This window comes from Emergencia timonensis (assembly GCF_900086585.1).
Classification (GTDB): domain Bacteria; phylum Bacillota; class Clostridia; order Peptostreptococcales; family Anaerovoracaceae; genus Senimuribacter; species Senimuribacter timonensis.
Window position 1 is genome coordinate 1,545,489 of the sequence record NZ_FLKM01000008.1, and the last position, 18,700, is coordinate 1,564,188.

Consider the following 18,700-nt stretch of genomic DNA (forward strand, 5'->3'; position numbering starts at 1 on the left):
AAAGACTAAACCAGTCCGACTAAGAATCAGTTACGGACAAAAAGAGGATTTTGCAGACAGGGCATCTGTCGGCGAAATCCTCTTTGTCTTTTAATGATTGTGCGGTTACCTTTTCTTTGTCGCTCCTAAGTTTTCTTTGATGGTACATAACGTCCCGTACCGTTTTGAAAAGTCTACACCCAGGCTGTTGCCGACAAATTCCAGAACGTTATCATAATACGTAGTGACGTAGTAATTATCCTCGATATGTACGCAGCTGCATTTTTTCAGACTTCGAATGACCTGCTGCAGAGGATATTTCCGCTGGGTCTTCAGCTCCAGAAGGCGAGTCAGAGTGAGCGCCACGAAACAAGTGGAAAAGTGGGTGTACATATGGTCTGCTCTCGACACGTAATCAGGTCTGGCATGGAAGGTGCTGTTGATCAATCTGAAAGAGTTTTCTATCTCCCACAGGCCTGTATAAACATCGACGATTTCTTCCTCGCTCATATCCAGTTCACTGGTTAACAGCATATAGTAGCCGTCGTACTTTTCCTCTTCCCGCAGGCTCTTTTCGTCCAGATACAGTCCCTGTCTGTCCTGGATGACTGCCCCTGTTTTTTTATCGTATTCGAGATTTTTTACGTACGTCGCCGCGCCATAAGTGGTGGCTTTGTTGTATTTTTCGGGAGAGGCGATGATATCCTTTGATTTCAGAATGACGTCTTCTCTTTCGGCAATCGCCCATCTTGCATGGATGTCATTATAAAAGACGATTTGTTTTTCTTTGAGCAAAACAGTCTTTTTCTTGCCGTCAGGCGTCGTAATGCGAACCTCTCGCTTGCAGACCCGCGATTTGATTTTGCAGTCTTTGCCCAAAGGTCTATAGCCGTCTTGGTTTAGGACATACTTTTTGATTTCCGGTTTTGCGTTGCGAATGGTCTGGCTTATGATATAGCCGTTTCCGCCGGAAAGCACGCTGTTGTAGAGAACATCAGCGTTGTTGGATCTGTTGTCGTCTACAATGACGACCTTGTCTACGCCGAAGTTATAACGGGCCTTCTTCAGCGCTGGTTTTAACAGAGGCACGTCGCCTCTGACCCGCGGGAAAAGTTCATATGATACAGGAAGTCTGTTTGTGTCGACAAAAAGCCCCATCTGAATAATCGGGTCCTCTCTATATTCTCTGGATACGCCTTTTTTTTGTAACAGATCTTGCTCGCTGACCTCGAAGTAATGGTTGGTCACATAGTAATACATCTGAGTTGTATCTTTGCCGTAATTTTCACAAATACGGTCGTGAATCCAAGATTGCAGTTGATTTTTGTATTGATGAAAATAGGGAAAAGAGTGATATAAGTCGTCCAAAGTAAAATCCGTCTTGTCAAATAGACGATCCTTTTTTCCATAAATCTGTTTTTCTGATCCTGGATAAAGTATACGCCCATATACGAGAAGTTTCATGATGCTGTTGAGGCTGTAATCGATGTCCACGGTTCTCTGGCGCCCTCTGAAGAACACGTCCAGCTTTAACTCGTGATAAAGGGCAGAGAGAGCGGCATAACCATAGTTTTTAATTAGGTCGACACCTTGATCTAAGGATTTGGCTGGATTAATCGTCAGATAGGTCGGCTTCGTTTTTGTACTGTATTCTTCGGTCATCTGCTTTGCAACTTCTTGGAAATGGGCGATGGGATCATCGTATTGCTTTTGCAAATCCTCTAAATAACCCACATTCATAATGCGTTTTGTCTTAGAAACCTTGGTTATTGGATCTCTATAGGACTGTACGATACAAAGATTGGTACCATTCTTTCTCTTTTCTTTTATTAAAAACACGAGCTCCTCCTTTCTTGGATAAATCTGTCACCCATATTATATTATAAACAACTGCAAAATGCCACAGAAATATTCATAAAAAAAATAGAAATATTACTAAGCAATCCTTTGAATTTCAACGGATTGAGGAAATGCAAGAAAAAAGGATGACAGAAAAATCTGTGAAAAGAGTTTGTCTCGTCAAAAGAAAGATGCTATTATGTGAATTGTAAAGAGGAGCTACATAAGAGTATTGGAAGAAAAGGTAATCGACAGCCAATACATTGACCACTTGTAAATATAAAATAATAAAGGTTTATAGAAGTGGTTTGTAGTCATTATTCATTATTGTTTTATAATTGAAAGGAGCATATTATTATGGATTTTAAACTAAGCAAGGAGCATCGCGCATTACAGGTTAAGGCAAAGGAATTTACAGAGCAGGTACTTTTCCCTTACGAAATGGAATGTGAAGAAAACAACGGTATCACTCCAGAGACTCATAAATACATAACACAGCAGGTTATGGACTGGGGCTTCAACGCTACTAACCACTCCAAAGAGCACGGCGGACAGGGAATGACTTTATTTGAGCAGGCACTGTGCAGCGAACAGTTTGGTATGTCAACAGGCGCTATCTGGGATGCTATTCCACAGCCATCATTCCCAATGAAATTCGGTACACAGGAACAGATCGAAGAATATCTGATTCCTTCTAACCAGTGCAAACGTAGAGACGCTTATGCAATCACAGAAGCTGACGCTGGTTCCGATCCAACTCAGTGCCAGACTACTGCTGTTAAATGCGACGGCGGATACAAGATCAACGGAGAAAAATGGTATGTAACTGTTGGTAACGTTGCTGACTTCCTTCTTGTTCATACACATATCGATGGAGATCCAGAAAAGGCTACAGTATTCTTCGTAGAAAAGGATGCTCCTGGCGTAAGCGTTAAGAGAACACCAGAGTTCACTCACCACTTCGCATTCAAACATCCAGAATTCACTTTCACAGATGTAATCGTTGACGAATCTAAGATTCTGAAGGGAATCGGAGAAGGCTTCAACATGACAAAGGACTGGTTCGTAGAAGCTAGACTTGGAATCGCAGCACGTTGCGTAGGCGGAGCTGAGAGAGTTCTCAACGTAGCAAATGACTGGGCTGCAGAACGTATTCAGGGCGGACGTCCAATCAGAGAATATCAGGTAATCGAGCACATGATCGCTGATATGACTATGGAAATCATGGCTGCTAAGAGCTTACTGTACAGAGTTTGCTGGGAAATCTCAGACCCTGATATGGATCGTAAGCTGAAGCATGCAAGAGCATCCGCTATCAAACTGTGGTGCTCAGAAATGGTTAACCACGTAACTGACAAGGGTGTTCAGATCCTGGGCGGACGTGGATACATGAGAGAAAACCCAGTTGAAAGACTGTGGAGAGACCAGAGAGTTGACAGAATTTGGGAAGGAACTTCCGAGATTCAGAGAAACGTCATCGGCGGACAGATCAAAAAACGTGGCGTAGAACTTTACACTGGATGGGATTACGAAAAATAAATAACGAGTGTGCATGAGGTCGCTTCGCTCAGCCGTAAACGCCAACCAGCTAAAGCTGTGGCGTTCTGGCATGAGACCTGCATCAGCGCTGGTTTGACCAGTCGCTGTGCTGGGGCTTCCTATACACTGATGTCGCCCATAAGGGGCGGCGCTTCGTAAGATACGTTCTTTGAAACACACGGAAATACGTCTATAGACGATATTTCCGTGTGTTATAAATAACTGTATCACAACCGTGAGGCTCAAATTCTCACAGTAAAAGGAGGTTTACATGTTACCTTTAGAAGGAATAAGAATTCTTGATTTAACAACACTTTCCGGCTACTGCGGGATGGAATTGGCTGATTATGGAGCAGAGGTTATTAAAGTAGAAACACCAAGTGGAGGGGATCCTCTTCGTGAGCTGGCACCGCTGAAAAATGGCGCTAGTCCCCATCATGTTTTTCGCGATCGCGGCAAAAAAAGTGTGACTCTCAATCTAATGCATCCGGAAGGAAAAGAACTCTTTAAGAAATTAGTAGCGACAGCCGATGCTGTTCTGGAAAACTTTACCCCAGGCACCATGGAAAAACTTGGCTTGGGTTATGAGGACTTATCAGCAATCAAACCATCCCTCGTATACGGACGCGTTTCAGCATACGGTTCTACGGGACCTGAAACAGATATTCCGCAGTCTGACTTAATTGCGCAGGCAAAGAGTGGTGTTATGCATTTTACCGGGTTTCCGGAAAACCCGCCGACTAGAATCGGATTTTCAATCTCAGAACACTACGCTGCCAGCTTCCTTGCGTCTGCTGTATGCGTAGCTATTTATTATGCAAGAAGTACAGGAGAAGGACAGATGGTGGAAACCTCTCTCTGCGGCTCCGCAATTGCTGTATCGGAAGATAAAGTCATTACTTGGGGCGCAGATGGTGAAGACCCTATGCGTACAGGAAATGCACACCCTCTGATCAATCCGTATGACATCTTAAAATGTAAGAACGGATATGTTGCAATGGGTATTTCGTCCGATGCACAGTGGACGAAATTCTGCAAAGCGTTCAATACTCCAGAGTGGGACGAAGATGAAAAGTACTGCTCTAACTTAGTAAGAGGATACCATTATTTCGGAGATCTCAGAAACAAGATCGAAGATTTGTTTTCCAATTATACAATGCAGGAAATCGCAGCGATTTGCGATGAAAACCTTATTCCAGGCACGATGTGCAGTACGACAAGAGAAGCGTTAGAAGAACCGCAATTGCAGGTTAGAAATATGATCGTTTCACTGGAAGACGAGAAGATCGGCAAGCTGGAGATGCCTGGCAAACCGGTAAAGTTTGTCGGTGAAGAGGAAGAACCTCTGAAAGCAGCACCGAACCTTGGAGAACATAACGCTGAAGTTTATGGTGCCTTAGCAATTGATTCTGTAGAACTCGCGCACCTGCAACAACAAGGTGTCATCTAGGAAGGAGTATAAGGCATGAAAAAGAGACCTCTCGAAGGAATTAAAATTCTTGATTTTTCTCAGGTTTTGTCTGCACCATTCTGTGGCATGTTGCTTGCGGATATGGGTGCAGAGATTATAAAAGTAGAACGACCAGGTAATGGTGATATTTCCCGTGAATACGGACCATATAAAAACGACATCAGTCTGTACTTCTGCCAGTATAACAGAGGCAAAAAGGGTGTGGCTGTCGATATGCGTTCAGAAGAAGGCAAAAACGTGGTCATGGATTTGGTATCTAAGGTGGATATCGTCATTGAAAACTTCAAGTCCGGCACATTGGAAAAACTCGGGATAGGCTATGAGGAGATGCTCAAGGTTAATCCAGGATTGATATACGGATCCATTGCTGGCTTTGGTACCTACGGTCCTTTATCCCATCTGCCGTGTATGGACATCATCGCAGCTGCGAGAAGCGGTCTGGTGAGCACCACTGGACAGGGCGCAGATGCACCGATTAAGCCAGGCTTTTCCTTATGCGACACATGGGCTGGATTGCAGCTGTTCCGTGGTCTTACCATGGCGCTGCTTCACAAGCAGAAGACCGGCAAAGGCCTTCGTGTAGACATTGCAATGTTAGACTGCGCATTCTATATGTGCGAAGCGCCTGTATTGGAACATTCTCTGACAGGAGAATTTACGCCGCGGACAGGCAATCATCATCCGTGGTATGCTCCATGTGGAGAGTTTGTTACAAATGATGGAAATGCAGTCATCGCCGTGACCCGCGAGGAAGAGTGGACGCAGCTTTGCGAAACGTTGGGCTTGTCCGCCTTAGAGCAGGATCCACGGTTTAACAATAATGAATCTCGTGTCCGCAACAGGGAGGCGCTGATAGCCGAATTGGAAAAGGTGACCTCTGCAATGGGAAGATACGAAATCGAAAAGAAATTATGCGAAGTTGGTGTTCCGGCATCAGCTGTTCAGACTTTAGCTGAGTTTGCAGGTAATCCGCAGACGAAGGAGTTAAAAGTTATCACCGAAATCAATCAGCCGGGAGTAGGCGATTATACCGTCGTCAATACACCGATTCGCTTCAGCAAAACACCGGTAGATCCAAATGGTGTAGCAGCAGGATTCCCTGGCGCAAACAGCAAAGATATTCTCAATGAATTGGGATACAGCCAGGAAAAAATCGACGAGTTGATTGATAGCGGCGCAATTTATCAATCTGTTTAATGCTTAAAATAGTGGCGAAATATATATAAATCTGTCTGATGTTTGAATGTTTTGCTATAATAGTAAGAGTTCAAACATTAGACGGATTCATACAGAAGACCTAATCTTAGAAAGGACTTAACCCGTGAAACTAATTTCTCCAGATACAACGAAATGCGTGAAGTGTTATGCATGTACGGAGGTATGCCCCATGAAGGTCATCGGAATATCCGCCAGCGGATTCCCTGAGCCTAAAAGTTATGCATACCGTCTTTGTATCAATTGCGGCTATTGTGTGGATATCTGTGTTTTTGACGCTTTACATCACAAGGTCAGAAAACAGCGTTCTTCAGATCCTGGAGCAGCAATTAGAAGATATGAAGAAATGAAGAAAAAAAGAAAGAGTGAGCAAGAGATAAAGTAATTGTATATTCTTTTGCCCTGTTCGAGTCAGATATAGAATGGAGAAACGGATCTGTGCAGCCGCAGCGCTGCTCACAGATCCCATCTATCTATACCTGCTGTAGCCCAGTTCTTTGTATCACTGGTAATTAGATTTCTCTACTCGCCCATCTTAGAAATGCGAAGTGTTAGGCCGACTGCACCAGGCAGTGGCTGACACGAATATTAGTTATGACTCTTTTGTGAAACACAAGGAGGTAATATGGAAAATTTAAATAAAAAAGACCGCGGGAATATAGAGATCGGACTTATCATTGTCAGCGTGGCAGTACTCGCTGTATTTATCATTTTTATGGTCTTAAATCCAGAGACGACAATCCGTGGAATCGGCGGATTCTTCAACAAGATGATTTCAGGATTAGGACCTGTCTTTGAAGTCGTCGCCTTTGTAACATTTCTGATCGGCCTTTATCTTGGTCTCGGTAAGTACGGAAAAATCAGGCTGGGCGATTGCAAGCCGGAATATTCCACTTTCAGTTACTTGGCAATGATGCTGCTGGCATCCCTCGCTTCCGCAGCCCTTTATTGGTCCTTTACAGAATGGGCATTTTACTACGAAGCACCGGGACTCGGCATGGAGCCTCACAGCACTGAGGCGTTAGAATCATCCCTTGGTTATCAGTTCTTCCACTGGGGAATGGTAAACCAGGCGATGTACACCGTAATGGGCGTAGCCATCGCATACGGCGTATATGTCAGAAAGATCAAATCTTTCCAGACCAGCGCAATCTGCTGCTCTATGCTGGGAGAAAAAGTCAAAGGAAAATCAGCAATCGGTAAAGTCATCGACTTCCTGGTCATCTTTGGCGTATTGGGCGCACTGAGTTCTTCTCTGGGCCTGGCAGTTCCTCTGGCAGCAGGCGGATTAAAAACGTTATTTGGAATCGAGGCGACTCCGGTTGTGCAGATTGGCATCATCGTTGTCATTGCCCTCGTATATACCTTCACATCCTATCTCGGAACAGAAAAAGGTATGAAGGTCATCAGTAATGCGGCCGCTGGTCTGTGTATCGTGTTCCTGCTTTATGTTCTGTGTGCAGGACCGACGACCTTCATTCTGAAAAATATCGTAAACTCTTTAGGACATATGATTTCCAAGCTGCCGAGAATGAGCTTGTTTACAGATCCTATTGAAAATACAGGTTTTGCTGAAAGCTGGACCATTTACTTCAACGCATTCTACCTGAACTATGTAGCGATGATGGGTATCTTTATCGCCAAGGTTTCCAAGGGCAGAACCATCAGAGAAGTTGCAGTTGCAACAATTTTCGGAATGACAGCCGGCGGCTGGTTTATCTTCGGAATTAACGGCAGCTTCTCCATCAAGACCTTCTTAGATGGAAGCGCTGATGTTGTAGGACTGGTTAACAGCGGCGTAGGCGATGCTGCTATCTACAGCATCTTGAAAGTTCTGCCAGGCGGAGCAACCTTGCTGCCATTCCTGATTCTGCTTTTGATCGTGGGATTCGTAGCACCGTCCATGGACTCTGCATCTCTGGCTTTGGCAGAAACCGTTACAAAGCGTGGAACACCGAAGATGGCTCTGAGAATCTTCTTCTGCGTACTGCTTGCGATCATTCCGATGGCAATCATCTTGTCAGGCGCTGGATTCGACCCGATCAAGCAGGTGGCAATCATCATATCTGCACCGTTCATGGTCATTCTGGTCGGTGTAGAGATAGGGCTGTTCAAATGGCTCAAACATGACAGCCGTTCAGGATTGCATGCGAAGAATATCGCACTGCAGGAAAAAGAAGATCATGAGGCTTTCTTGAAAGAAGAGGCTGAATTACAAGGTGAAGAGGAAGAAACTTCCGAAACCGCTTAATTGATTTAACATATGACACTCCATAGTGCCGGAAAGGGGATCGAAAGCAAGTGGTTTCTCTGTCCGGCACTTTGTGACGCATCGGGGCAGCCTTCTCGATGTTATATATATAAAAAGGAAGGTAAGTGAAATGAGAAGTGATTGCATTTTCTTTTGCCCTATCCGCGTTCGCTATAATGAAGTGGATCAGCAGGGCATCGTATACAATGGACATTATGTGATTTATACCGATATTGCATTTGAGGAGTTTTTCCGCTCGAAGGGGTATCCGTATAAAACCCTCGTCGAGGAGCATGATTCTGAGGTCTGCCACAAAAAGTCCACCTACGAGTTTTTTGCAAGTGCCTATGAAGGCGATTTGATAGAGGTCGGCATGCGTGTGCTGAAGATTGGAAACAGGAGTATGACCATCGGTTTTGAAATTTATCGCGAAGGCGAAGACGACGTCATCGTTACCTGCGAAACCGTCTATGTGGGATACGACACGAAAAACAGAGCCAGCAAGCCGATATCTGACTTAATGCGTCAGCTCTTAGGCGCATAAAAAGAAAAAATTACATAAACATTACCCATAAAATAGACCGTGCACTGACGATCGTTAACGACGTTGGTGTACGGTCCTTTCCTTACTATCACTTATTTAGAAGTCCGGAACAGCAGCTTTTTCAGCGATGCCCAGTGGAATGGGATCAGCGGGTACAAGTAAGAATGTCCGCTTACCGTCTTCGTAGCGGCAACGATGATAAAGCCGATAACCAGGCCGCCGCCAAGTCCCCAGAAACCGAACAGCATACTTCCTACCAGCATAATCACTCTGATGAATTTGATGCCGTAGGACAATTCGATGCTGGGCTGCGTAAAGGATGCCAATGCGACCACCGCCATGACTAATATGGTCTGGGGAATGAACCAGCCTGAGTCGATGGAGAATTGGCCTAAAATCAAAGCGCCGATGACAGACAAAGAGGTCCCCAAAGACTCCGGTGTATTGAGAGAGGCCAGTTTTAGTCCGTCAATGGCAAATTCCAGCAGAATGAACTGCCAGAAGATAGGAAGCGCGTAAGGGTCCTCAGGAATGATAAAATCCATATCCAACGGAGCGCCTATGTGGCCTTCCACTATCAAAAGATAAACTGGTGAAATGAAGAGAATGACCAGCATGTTGATAATGCGGATTAATCGCAGGTAGTTTCCTGTAATAAGAGGGAAGTAATAATCGTCAACGTCCTGGGTGAAGTCAAAGATTCCCACTGGCAGCAATACCACAGTTGGGGAATTGTCGATGACGATAGCAATTTTTCCCTCTGTCAGATGGGCGCCGATAATATCGGGTCTCTGGGTGTATCGAACCTTTGGGAAAGGATTAAACTTGCTCTTTCGCTTTCCTCCCTCCAATTCTTTCATCAGATTTTCCACCAGAGTCTGGTCACCGACGGAAACGCTGTCCAATTTGATTTTTGACAAGGCAGTATCCACTTTTGAGACAAGGTCTGCATCGGCAACCCCTTTCATATAGCAGAGTGCCACATCGGTCTTAGACTTTTCGCCGATGTTGAAACTTTTGAAGATCAGACGATTGTCACGGATTCGCCTGCGGATCAGTCCCAGATTTTCCATGAAGCTCTCAGTAAAGCCGTCCTTTGCGCCGCGCAGGGTCTTTTCCTTCTCTGGTTCCTGGACACTGCGGCTGGGATAGCTTCTGGTATCGGCTACGATGAGCTTGTCGAAGCCGTCCATCATCACTACGGACAGACCGGCGTAGAGCTGCTTTACTACATTGGGGATATCCGTCTCTGCCGTGCTGGCAAGGAACGGAAAGACTTTTTCTAAAAAGTCGTCGCTCGTATCCACATCTTGCATATCAGAAGTGGTCACTCCCATAAGGAAATTGAGTAGCAGCTGGCATTTCTGGCCGTCAGTCAGGCCGTCGACAAAATACATGCGCCCTGGTTTTCCGGCGATTTTGATGTGTCTCTCCACAAGATCAAAGCTTTCTCCTACTGGCAGCTGACCGGTAAAATGTTCTAAAAAATATTCATATCTATTTAAACTCATAAAAACCTCCTTATTGCTTATCATATATTTTGTCAAAAACCTTGAAATTCATACCGTCCAAAGTATATAATGTAAGAACTTAGCGAATTACCAAAATGGAGGTTTTAATAAATGGATGATAACAAATTAGCAGAATTGCTGTTTCCGCAGATAAAAAAGAGAGCGGAGGATTATGAAGCCATGTATCCTGCGAGAAATCTGCCGGAAGGAGCGAAAGTGACCAGACTTGGTCCAAGCCCGACAGGATTTATCCATCTGGGCAATTTGTACGGCGCTTTTGTCGATGAAAGACTGGCCCACCAGAGCGATGGGATCTTCTATCTCCGAATTGAAGACACCGACGATAAAAGATATGTAGAAGGCGCTGTAGAAATCATCATCAATTCTTTAAAGTTTTTCGGCATTCACTTCGACGAAGGTGCGAGTCTGGAAGGCGACTTGGGCGATTACGGCGATTATACCCAGAGCAAGAGAGGTGAGATCTATCAGAGTTTTGCAAAGAAGCTGGTAGCAGAAGGAAAAGCCTATCCTTGTTTTCTGACGGAAGAAGAGATTGCAGAGATCAGAGCAGGACAGGAAGCGGCTAAAGCAAATCCGGGAATCTATGGAGAATATGCAAAAAGCAGAGAACTATCTTACGAGGAAATTCTGGAAAACCTGAATGCTGGAAAACCTTACGTTCTCAGGCTTAAATCTGATGGAAATCCTAATCAGTCAGACGAAACCGTAAGGAAAATCAGAGTCAACGACGCAATCAGAGGGATTTTAGAGATGCCGGAGAACTTCCAGGATGTGGTCATCCTCAAGGCAACTGGTATTCCGACTTATCACTTTGCCCATGTAGTTGACGACCATTTGATGCGGACAACCCATGTAATCAGAGGGGCTGAATGGCTGCCATCTCTGCCGATTCATGTGGAACTGTTTGAAAAGCTAGGCTGGGAACCGCCGATTTACTGCCATACTGCTCAGCTGATGAAGTTAGACGAAGAAGGCAATAAGAGAAAGCTATCCAAGCGGAAAGATCCTGAACTTTCACTGGATTACTATAGGAACCAGGGGTACCATCCCGCTGCTGTGAGAGAATATCTGCTGACCATTCTCAATTCCAACTTTGAAGAGTGGAGAATGGAAAATCCAGACGCACCGATTGACGATTTTACATTTACCACGGAGAAGATGAGCAATTCCGGCGCTTTATTTGATTTGAACAAGCTCAATGATATCAGCAAAGACGTGCTGCTGCGCATTCCGGCAGCAGAGTTGTATGCATTTCTCAAGGAATGGGCGGAAGAATTTAAGCCTGAGATCATGCACATTTTTGACGATAGAGCATATCTCGAAAAAATCCTCGACTTGGGAAGGAACGACAAGAAACCGAGAAAGGATTTCATCTATGCCCAGCAGATGATTGCTTTTATCAGCTACTTCTTTGATGATCTGTTTCAGGTAGAAGATGAGATGCCGCAAGAGGTGCCGTCAGAGGATGTACCAGCGATTTTAAATGCTTATCTGGCAGGTTATGATCACAGCGACGACCAGAGCCAGTGGTTTGATAAGATTAGAAATATCGCCACAGAGCTGGGTTATGCCGCAAAACCGAAGGACTTTAAAAAGCATCCGGAGGATTACAAAGGTCACGTGGGCCATGTCAGCACTGTCATCAGAATTGCATTGATGGGACGGGCACAGTCTCCTGATGTTTGGGAGATTCAGCAGATTCTTGGTGAAGAAAGAACAAAAGCGAGAATTAGCAGGTATCAATAGAGTTTAAATAGCGGGCTGCTCTGCAGCCCGTTTTTAGCGCAAAAACGGAGTAAAAAAGACGGCCTATTGATGATAACAGCCAGCTTGATTATTATAAAAGACAAAGAAAGCCGAAGACTTTGGTATATTGGACTCTTTGCTGTTCTCTTTAGCATATACAGCGCCTCAGAAAACCGTTTCAACCTGTATATGACTGCGAATCCATATCTGATGTATCTGATTAACTTTATTGTATTTGCAGCATTTCCGCTGCCTTTACTGATGTTTTTCCGTGAATCGGTAAATAAAAACTACAAAAAGTTCTACAATGTCATTATAGGGGCCGGTCTGGTCAATCTCACCGTGCAGATGGCGCTTCACTTTGGCCGCATTCTCGACTTGCGCGAGATGCTGCTGGCCACTCATATTGTTGATTTTGGCGGACTTATTATCATTATATGTACGCTTTTGAAAACGCCTTATGACGTCTCAGAAAGGAAGAGGCGGACACTGCTCAGCATTATCCCCATCGGGTTGGGTATGTGCCTGGATCTGCTGACGCATTACACCCATTTCATAGAATCGGCCAGCAATAGCTTTTACACCCAGGTGGGCATCCTGCTTTTCCTGGCTATGGGGGCAGGCTCCGTGATCAAAACCGTCCTAAACAGCTACAAAGAAAACTTCAAAAACCGTTACTATAAGATGATGGCGTTTCAGGATGGACTGACCGGACTCTACAACAGAGCAGCCTTTATGGAGGAACAAAAGCAAATAGACCGGAATCGAAAGAAGTATCAAAATGTAATCTGCATCTGTGCTGATGTCAACAATTTGAAGCAGATAAACGATGAAGACGGTCATTTAATTGGTGATCAGGTCTTGTGCAGGGTTACGATAGCCTGCAGCCAGGAGAAAAGATGGAGACATGTACCAAACGAGCTGACGATCGAATGTATGAGCATAAAAAGGCAATGAAAGAGGGACGCCTGCGTTAACGGGCCCATAGGCTAAGTGTCTCTGCTTTCATGATTTCTGCAAAGTCCTCCATGCCATTCGCCCATCAAATTGCTGTTTGAATCCTTTTCGGGCAGATTCCGCCGCTCCAACGCCAATTTAGCCGCCAGCATACAATCGTTACAAAATAAAAATGCAGCAGGATATCCTGCTGCATTCTTGACGTGCTATATTTTCTCGATTTCTTCTAAGGAAAGTCCGGTGATCTCTGCAATATCATTCGCCTCAAAGCCTTTTGCCTTCATCTTGCGGGCAGTTTCGCAGAGTGCGTTTTTTTCGCCTTCTTTGCGTCCTTCTGAAAGTCCCTCTTTTTTGCCGATGCTGAAACGTACATCCATTTCTTCTTCCAGTGTCATAATCTGTTCAATCTCCTTTCTACCGTTCAGTTCCTCTACCAGGTGATGGATCTGTTCAATAAAGGAGTCATTTGACGGTATTTCCTGGCTATTGACATAGCTGAAAAATTTTCTCAGCGACGTCGGAACCTTTTCTTTTGGACAGGTTGTATTTAAGATTACTGTATACGTTTCGTCGCCATAAGGCAAGGCATTTTTCACGTCATATTTCTCAAAGAAGTAGACAGGTTCCTCCAGGTTGTAATAATCAAAAGTACAGATGAAAATGACAAAAGTTGGCTTTAACTCAGAATAGGAGGAGCTTTATTGCAATATTGACCTTAATTGTAATATATTGACTGTAAATATATTACAATTAATTGGTTGATATGTCAAGTATGCAAATCCGATTTTATGTAAGTTATGTGAAGAATCCAATTTTCTATTGACTTTTGCGTCAATGCTTGATAAGATACTTAAAGTTTTTTAATTAAATATTTTTAAATAAATAAATTTAATTAAAAATATTAAAATAATTTTGATTGTAAACAAGGAGAAATAAAGATGAATTTTGAAAAAGTAAAAGAGACAATGGTTAACACTTTAGGATGTGACGAAGAGAAGATCACCATGGAAGCAAGTATTGCAGATGATCTGGGCATCGATTCATTGGATGCAGTGGAGCTGGTTATGGCACTGGAAGAAGAGTTCGATATCAAAATTCCTGACGAAGAGCTGGGCAAGATGAAAAAAGTCAGTGACATTGTAGGCTGCATCGAGAAGTATCAGGCGTAAACCATGGAACAGAAGGAAATTTATGATCTCATTGCCAGATTTGAAGGTTCCTCTCTGACTGTCATGGAGATTGAACAGGACGCCTTTAAAATTCATCTGGAAAAAGGCGGTAGAGAGACGCAGCCAATACAGGCAGCAGCGCCCCAGATACAGATACCGCAGGCCCAGGCAGCGGAAAATGGCTATGAGAAGGTCAGAGCGCCTCTGGTAGGCGTATATTATGCGGCAGCAGCGCCGGATGAACCGCCTTATGTCAGCCTGGGAGACCGTGTAGCGAAGGGGCAGGTGCTCTGCTTAGTGGAAGCAATGAAGATGATGAACGAACTGAAATCCCCTGTGGATGGAATCGTGCGCAGCATCAAAGGCGTCAGCGGCGAACTGGTAGAGTATGATCAGATTCTATTTGAGGTTGAACCATGTTAAAAAAGGTACTTATTGCAAATCGGGGTGAGATTGCGGTCAGGATCATCCGCGAGTGTCTGGATTGTTCTATTGAGGCGGTCTCCGTCTATTCAACAGCTGATAAACAGGCGCTCCATACCATCATTGCGACAAAGGCGATTTGCATCGGTGGTCCGAGAGCAGGCGAGAGTTATCTCAATATCAGCAACATCATAGAAGCGGCCAAGGCGGAAAAATGCGACGCTATCCATCCGGGCTTCGGTTTTCTCTCTGAGAACAGCCAGTTTGCCCGGGCCTGTGAGGAAAACGGCATTAAATTTATCGGCCCGGCTTCTGACACCATCGACAGGATGGGAAACAAGTCTGCCGCCCGCAGACTGATGGTGAAGGCCGGCGTTCCTGTAGTGCCAGGTTCTGATGGCGCCGTCAAAGACGCAGAAGAAGCCGTGACCATTGCAGACAAAATCGGCTATCCGGTTTTGCTCAAAGCCTCTGCTGGCGGCGGCGGCCGGGGCATGAGAAAGGCCTATGATAAAGAAGAAGTCCGAGAAGGTTTTGCAGCGGCATCAGCGGAAGCGGAGAGCTGCTTCGGCAATGGCGAAATGTATGTGGAGAAGCTGATTGAAAATCCACGTCATATCGAATTTCAAATTTTGGCCGACGGCCAGGGCAATGTGGTACATCTAGGAGAACGAGACTGTTCTGTGCAGAGAAGAAACCAGAAGCTGGTGGAAGAAGCGCCGGCCTGGGGACTTTCCAGCAAACTGCGAGACGAGATGGGGGCGGCGGCCGTCAAAGCGGCGAAAGCCGCAAATTATGAAAATGCAGGGACCATCGAATTTGTCGTCGACAAAGACAACAAGTTCTATTTCATAGAGATGAACACCCGGATTCAGGTGGAGCATCCAGTCACGGAAATGGTGACAGGCGTCAATATCGTTAAAGAACAATTGCGTATTGCCGCCGGTCTGCCATTAGGGTTTTCGCAAGAGGATGTGCAGCTTTCCGGCCATGCGATTGAATGCAGAATTACAGCGGAGAATGTCTTTGCTAATTTTGCCCCGTGTCCCGGGAGGGTAGAGTTCATTCATTTTCCAGCCGGTGCAGGAATCAGAGTGGACAGCGCCCTCTATAACGGATGTCAGATCAGCCCGTTTTATGATTCCATGGTGGCAAAGATCATCGCTCGCGGCGACACTCGTTTAGAGGCGGTGAGAAGAATGCGGCGTGCGCTGGAAGAGACGGTCATCACCGGGGTAGAAACGACACTGCCTGTGCAGCATCTTTTGATGTACAACGCGGATTTCCTCAGAGGAGGTTATGACACAAGTTTTATTGAGAATCACTTAACCGAACTTCTCAGTATTTATGAGGCAGCAGGAGGAAAAAATGAATCCCTTTAAACAAAAGAGAGAGCTTCTCTCATCTTTGAAAGAATTGAAGCAGAATGAAAAGCTGATTATCTGTCCTGGATGTGAGCAGAAGTTTACCAAAGAACAGCTGGCGGAGGGAATGTACGTGTGCCCGTCTTGCGGTCATCACTATAATATATCAGCAAAATACAGATTAAAGACCGTTCTCGATCCGAAATCTTTTCGGGAAATCTGCGGCAGCATCAAAGGCGGAAATCCTCTGGATTTTCCAGAATACGATGAAAAACTGGCAGCACAGAGAAAGAAGACCAACTTGAGAGAGGCGGTCATTACCGGAACGGGAAAGATTCAAGGCACCAAGACGGTAATCTGTGTCATGGACAATCGATTCATGATGGGCAGCATGGGCATGGCCGTAGGGGAAAAGATCACGAGAGCCTGCGAATATGCGACAAAGAATAGGCTGCCATTGATTATATTTTGCGCTTCAGGAGGAGCCAGAATGCAGGAAGGGATTCTTTCCCTGTTCCAGATGGCGAAAACCTCTGCCGCCGTGGCCAGACACGGTGAGGAAGGGCTGCCCTACATATCGGTGCTGACCCATCCGACCACAGGCGGCGTAACCGCCAGCTTTGCCAGCCTGGGAGATATTATTCTGGCAGAACCGAAAGCCTTGATCGGCTTTGCAGGACCGAGGGTCATCGAGCAGACCATCGGGGAATCACTGCCAGAAGGTTTTCAGCGAGCAGAATATTTGAAAGATCACGGTTTTGTGGATGCTATTGTGCCGCGAAAGGATCTTCGGGCAAAATTAGGCTTATTATTACAGATCCACGACAGGAGGGGCAGAAGATGAGAATCAGTGAAAAAACGGCAGCCGAAAGGGTTGCACTCGCCAGACACCCGCAAAGACCGACGACCAGAGATTATATCGAGGCAATTTTTGATGACTTTTTCCCTCTGGCCGGAGATCGAAAAAACGGGGAAGACGCCAGCATTTTAGGCGGCCTGGCTTTTTTTCACGGGTATCCTGTGACTGTGATTGGACATCAAAAGGGCAGAGACCTAGAAGAAAATTTGAAGTACCGTTTCGGTATGCCGAATCCGGAAGGGTATAGAAAAGCAGAACGGCTGATGCTGCAGGCGGAGAAATTCCACCGCCCGGTCATTACCTTTGTGGATACGCCGGGAGCTTATCCAGGACTGAAAGCGGAAGCAGGCGGCCAGGGTGAGGCCATCGCCAGATCCATTGCGGTCATGGCAAGGCTCAGGGTGCCGACCATTTCCGTCTTTATCGGAGAAGGCGGCAGCGGCGGCGCTCTGGCAATCGGTGTCAGTGATAAAAACATCATGCTGGAAAACAGCATTTTTTCTGTCCTTTCACCAGAAGGATTTGCGACAATTCTCTGGAAAGACGCAGGCCGCTGGGAAGAAGCCTGCGAAGTAATGAAGCTGACAGCGCCGGATTTGGCTGAGCTGGGCATCTGCGATGTGGTGATACCAGAGACAGAAGAGGGGGCACACAAGGCGAAGGCTTATGTATTTGAGGCTGTAGAAAGAGAAATCTACAGCGGGCTTATACACTTTGGAAAGACCAGTGGGTCTGCTTTGGCAAAAGACAGATATAAGAAACTACGGAATACAGGAAACTTTAAGAGAAAGGCGGAAAAAGCAGATCATGGCAGGAATTAAGATAATCGGCCTTGGAAAGTCCCAGGGAGATAAAGTCGTCACCAATGATGACCTGGCCCAGATTGTGGACACCAGCGATCAATGGGTGAGGGCCAAGACAGGCATCAAATCCCGTTATTTTGCAGAGAACAAGACCAATGAAGACATGGCTTTTGAAGCGGCCAGCCAGGCTATCGAAAATGCTGGCATTGATAGAAAAGAGATTGCGATGTGCATCGTCTGCACTTTTACGCCTGACGACTACACGCCGGCAGTGGCGTGCAATGTAGCCGGAAGACTGGGGCTTTTAGAGCAGATACAGGCTTACGATATTAATGGCGCCTGCTCAGGTTTTATTTACGGCTGCAATTTAGCTAATGGCCTTCTCGCTTGTCAGCAGGAAAAATACGCCTTGGTCATTGGAAGCGAGAAGATTTCACCTCTCATGGACATGACAGACAGAGGAACCTGTGTCCTCTTTGGCGATGGCGCCGGGGCGGCAGTTTTGAAATATGATGCGGCAGCTGATTTTGTCTTTTATGCTGGCTGTGCTGCAAATAAAGAGATTCTCTACTGCTCACGCCAGGATACGGCAATTAAAATGGCAGGACAGGAAGTCTATCGCTTTGCGGTCAGCAAGGTGCCCGAATGCATCAAAGCGGTGCTGGACGAAGCAGGATATACTGACAAGGAAATAGACCATTTCGTCTGCCACCAAGCCAATGAACGAATTATCGATAATGCGGCCAGGCGTATATCAAAGGATACGGATAAGTTTTTTAAGAATCTTTACGATTACGGAAATACTTCAGCGGCCAGTATTCCAATCGCACTTTGCGAAATGGAAGAGCAGGGCCTTTTACATGCGGGCTCAAAGTTGGTCTGCACCGGTTTCGGCGCTGGACTGACTTATGGATGCATGTTAGTTACATTCTGCCCCGGGAGCGGAGCGAGCGGCTAGGCGTTCGTCGTATTACCTTCCGTCCAGTAAAGGCTGCGCGATAGGTGAGCA

16 protein-coding genes and 1 pseudogene are annotated in these 18,700 nt (G+C 45.6%); 14 read left to right on the forward strand and 3 right to left on the reverse strand.

Features of this window, described 5'->3' with window-relative positions:
- Positions 1-105: 105 nt before the first annotated feature.
- A complete protein-coding gene (locus tag BN6539_RS08380) occupies positions 106-1,818 on the reverse strand; it encodes an IS1634 family transposase (RefSeq protein ID WP_067536469.1) in 1,713 nt (570 codons plus the stop codon).
- A gap of 357 nt (positions 1,819-2,175) precedes the next feature.
- On the opposite strand from BN6539_RS08380, the gene BN6539_RS08385 reads away from it, so the two are divergent.
- The 6 genes from BN6539_RS08385 (at position 2,176) to BN6539_RS08410 (ending at position 8,838) form a co-directional block, all read left to right on the forward strand.
- The gene (locus BN6539_RS08385; RefSeq protein WP_067536470.1) at positions 2,176-3,357 is read left to right on the forward strand and encodes an acyl-CoA dehydrogenase family protein; all 1,182 of its coding nucleotides are present in this window, start codon (positions 2,176-2,178) and stop codon (positions 3,355-3,357) included.
- 271 nt (positions 3,358-3,628) lie between these two features.
- Entirely contained in the window at positions 3,629-4,807 is a 1,179-nt protein-coding gene (locus BN6539_RS08390) for a CaiB/BaiF CoA transferase family protein (protein ID WP_067536474.1), read from the forward strand.
- A 15-nt stretch (positions 4,808-4,822) separates the two neighbouring features.
- Positions 4,823-6,025, forward strand: coding sequence for a CaiB/BaiF CoA transferase family protein (locus BN6539_RS08395; RefSeq protein WP_067536479.1), 1,203 nt, complete (start codon positions 4,823-4,825; stop codon positions 6,023-6,025).
- Between the two features lie 124 nt (positions 6,026-6,149).
- Positions 6,150-6,428 (forward strand): 4Fe-4S dicluster domain-containing protein, encoded by a 279-nt coding sequence (locus tag BN6539_RS08400; protein WP_074038086.1) that lies wholly within the window; start codon positions 6,150-6,152, stop codon positions 6,426-6,428.
- Between the two features lie 240 nt (positions 6,429-6,668).
- Positions 6,669-8,294 (forward strand): BCCT family transporter, encoded by a 1,626-nt coding sequence (locus tag BN6539_RS08405; RefSeq protein ID WP_067536484.1) that lies wholly within the window; start codon positions 6,669-6,671, stop codon positions 8,292-8,294.
- A 130-nt stretch (positions 8,295-8,424) separates the two neighbouring features.
- Positions 8,425-8,838: an acyl-CoA thioesterase gene (locus tag BN6539_RS08410; RefSeq protein WP_067536487.1), complete on the forward strand. Its 414-nt coding sequence runs from the start codon at positions 8,425-8,427 to the stop codon at positions 8,836-8,838.
- A 92-nt stretch (positions 8,839-8,930) separates the two neighbouring features.
- Here the strand turns inward: BN6539_RS08410 and BN6539_RS08415 are convergent, their stop codons facing one another.
- Positions 8,931-10,349 carry a spore germination protein gene (locus BN6539_RS08415; RefSeq protein ID WP_067536490.1) on the reverse strand — a complete coding sequence of 473 codons (1,419 nt, stop codon included), beginning with the start codon at positions 10,347-10,349 and terminating at the stop codon, positions 8,931-8,933.
- A gap of 111 nt (positions 10,350-10,460) precedes the next feature.
- Here BN6539_RS08415 and BN6539_RS08420 point away from each other — a divergent pair, with 111 nt between their 5' ends.
- Entirely contained in the window at positions 10,461-12,116 is a 1,656-nt protein-coding gene (locus BN6539_RS08420; protein WP_067536493.1) for a glutamate--tRNA ligase, read from the forward strand.
- 69 nt (positions 12,117-12,185) lie between these two features.
- Positions 12,186-13,073: a GGDEF domain-containing protein gene (locus BN6539_RS08425; protein ID WP_067536497.1), complete on the forward strand. Its 888-nt coding sequence runs from the start codon at positions 12,186-12,188 to the stop codon at positions 13,071-13,073.
- A gap of 206 nt (positions 13,074-13,279) precedes the next feature.
- Here BN6539_RS08425 and BN6539_RS08430 read toward each other — a convergent pair.
- Positions 13,280-13,753, reverse strand: a pseudogene (locus tag BN6539_RS08430) (Rpn family recombination-promoting nuclease/putative transposase); the annotation flags it as partial.
- Between the two features lie 258 nt (positions 13,754-14,011).
- Here BN6539_RS08430 and acpP point away from each other — a divergent pair.
- The 6 genes from acpP to BN6539_RS08460 are packed head-to-tail and all read left to right on the forward strand — an operon-like array spanning position 14,012 to position 18,649.
- Positions 14,012-14,242 (forward strand): acyl carrier protein, encoded by a 231-nt coding sequence (acpP, locus tag BN6539_RS08435; protein WP_067536503.1) that lies wholly within the window; start codon positions 14,012-14,014, stop codon positions 14,240-14,242.
- A 3-nt stretch (positions 14,243-14,245) separates the two neighbouring features.
- Positions 14,246-14,665 carry an acetyl-CoA carboxylase biotin carboxyl carrier protein gene (locus tag BN6539_RS08440; protein ID WP_067536507.1) on the forward strand — a complete coding sequence of 140 codons (420 nt, stop codon included), beginning with the start codon at positions 14,246-14,248 and terminating at the stop codon, positions 14,663-14,665.
- Positions 14,659-16,047 (forward strand): acetyl-CoA carboxylase biotin carboxylase subunit, encoded by a 1,389-nt coding sequence (gene accC, locus BN6539_RS08445; RefSeq protein WP_067536510.1) that lies wholly within the window; start codon positions 14,659-14,661, stop codon positions 16,045-16,047. Before BN6539_RS08440 ends, accC begins: the two co-directional genes overlap by 7 nt.
- The gene (accD, locus tag BN6539_RS08450; protein WP_082907415.1) at positions 16,034-16,873 is read left to right on the forward strand and encodes an acetyl-CoA carboxylase, carboxyltransferase subunit beta; all 840 of its coding nucleotides are present in this window, start codon (positions 16,034-16,036) and stop codon (positions 16,871-16,873) included. The genes accC and accD overlap by 14 nt, the downstream gene beginning before the upstream one ends.
- Positions 16,870-17,709, forward strand: coding sequence for an acetyl-CoA carboxylase carboxyltransferase subunit alpha (locus BN6539_RS08455; RefSeq protein WP_067536517.1), 840 nt, complete (start codon positions 16,870-16,872; stop codon positions 17,707-17,709). Before accD ends, BN6539_RS08455 begins: the two co-directional genes overlap by 4 nt.
- On the forward strand, positions 17,696-18,649 hold the full coding sequence (locus tag BN6539_RS08460) for a beta-ketoacyl-ACP synthase III (protein WP_067536520.1): 954 nt from the start codon (positions 17,696-17,698) through the stop codon (positions 18,647-18,649). The genes BN6539_RS08455 and BN6539_RS08460 overlap by 14 nt, the downstream gene beginning before the upstream one ends.
- Positions 18,650-18,700 lie beyond the last annotated feature (51 nt).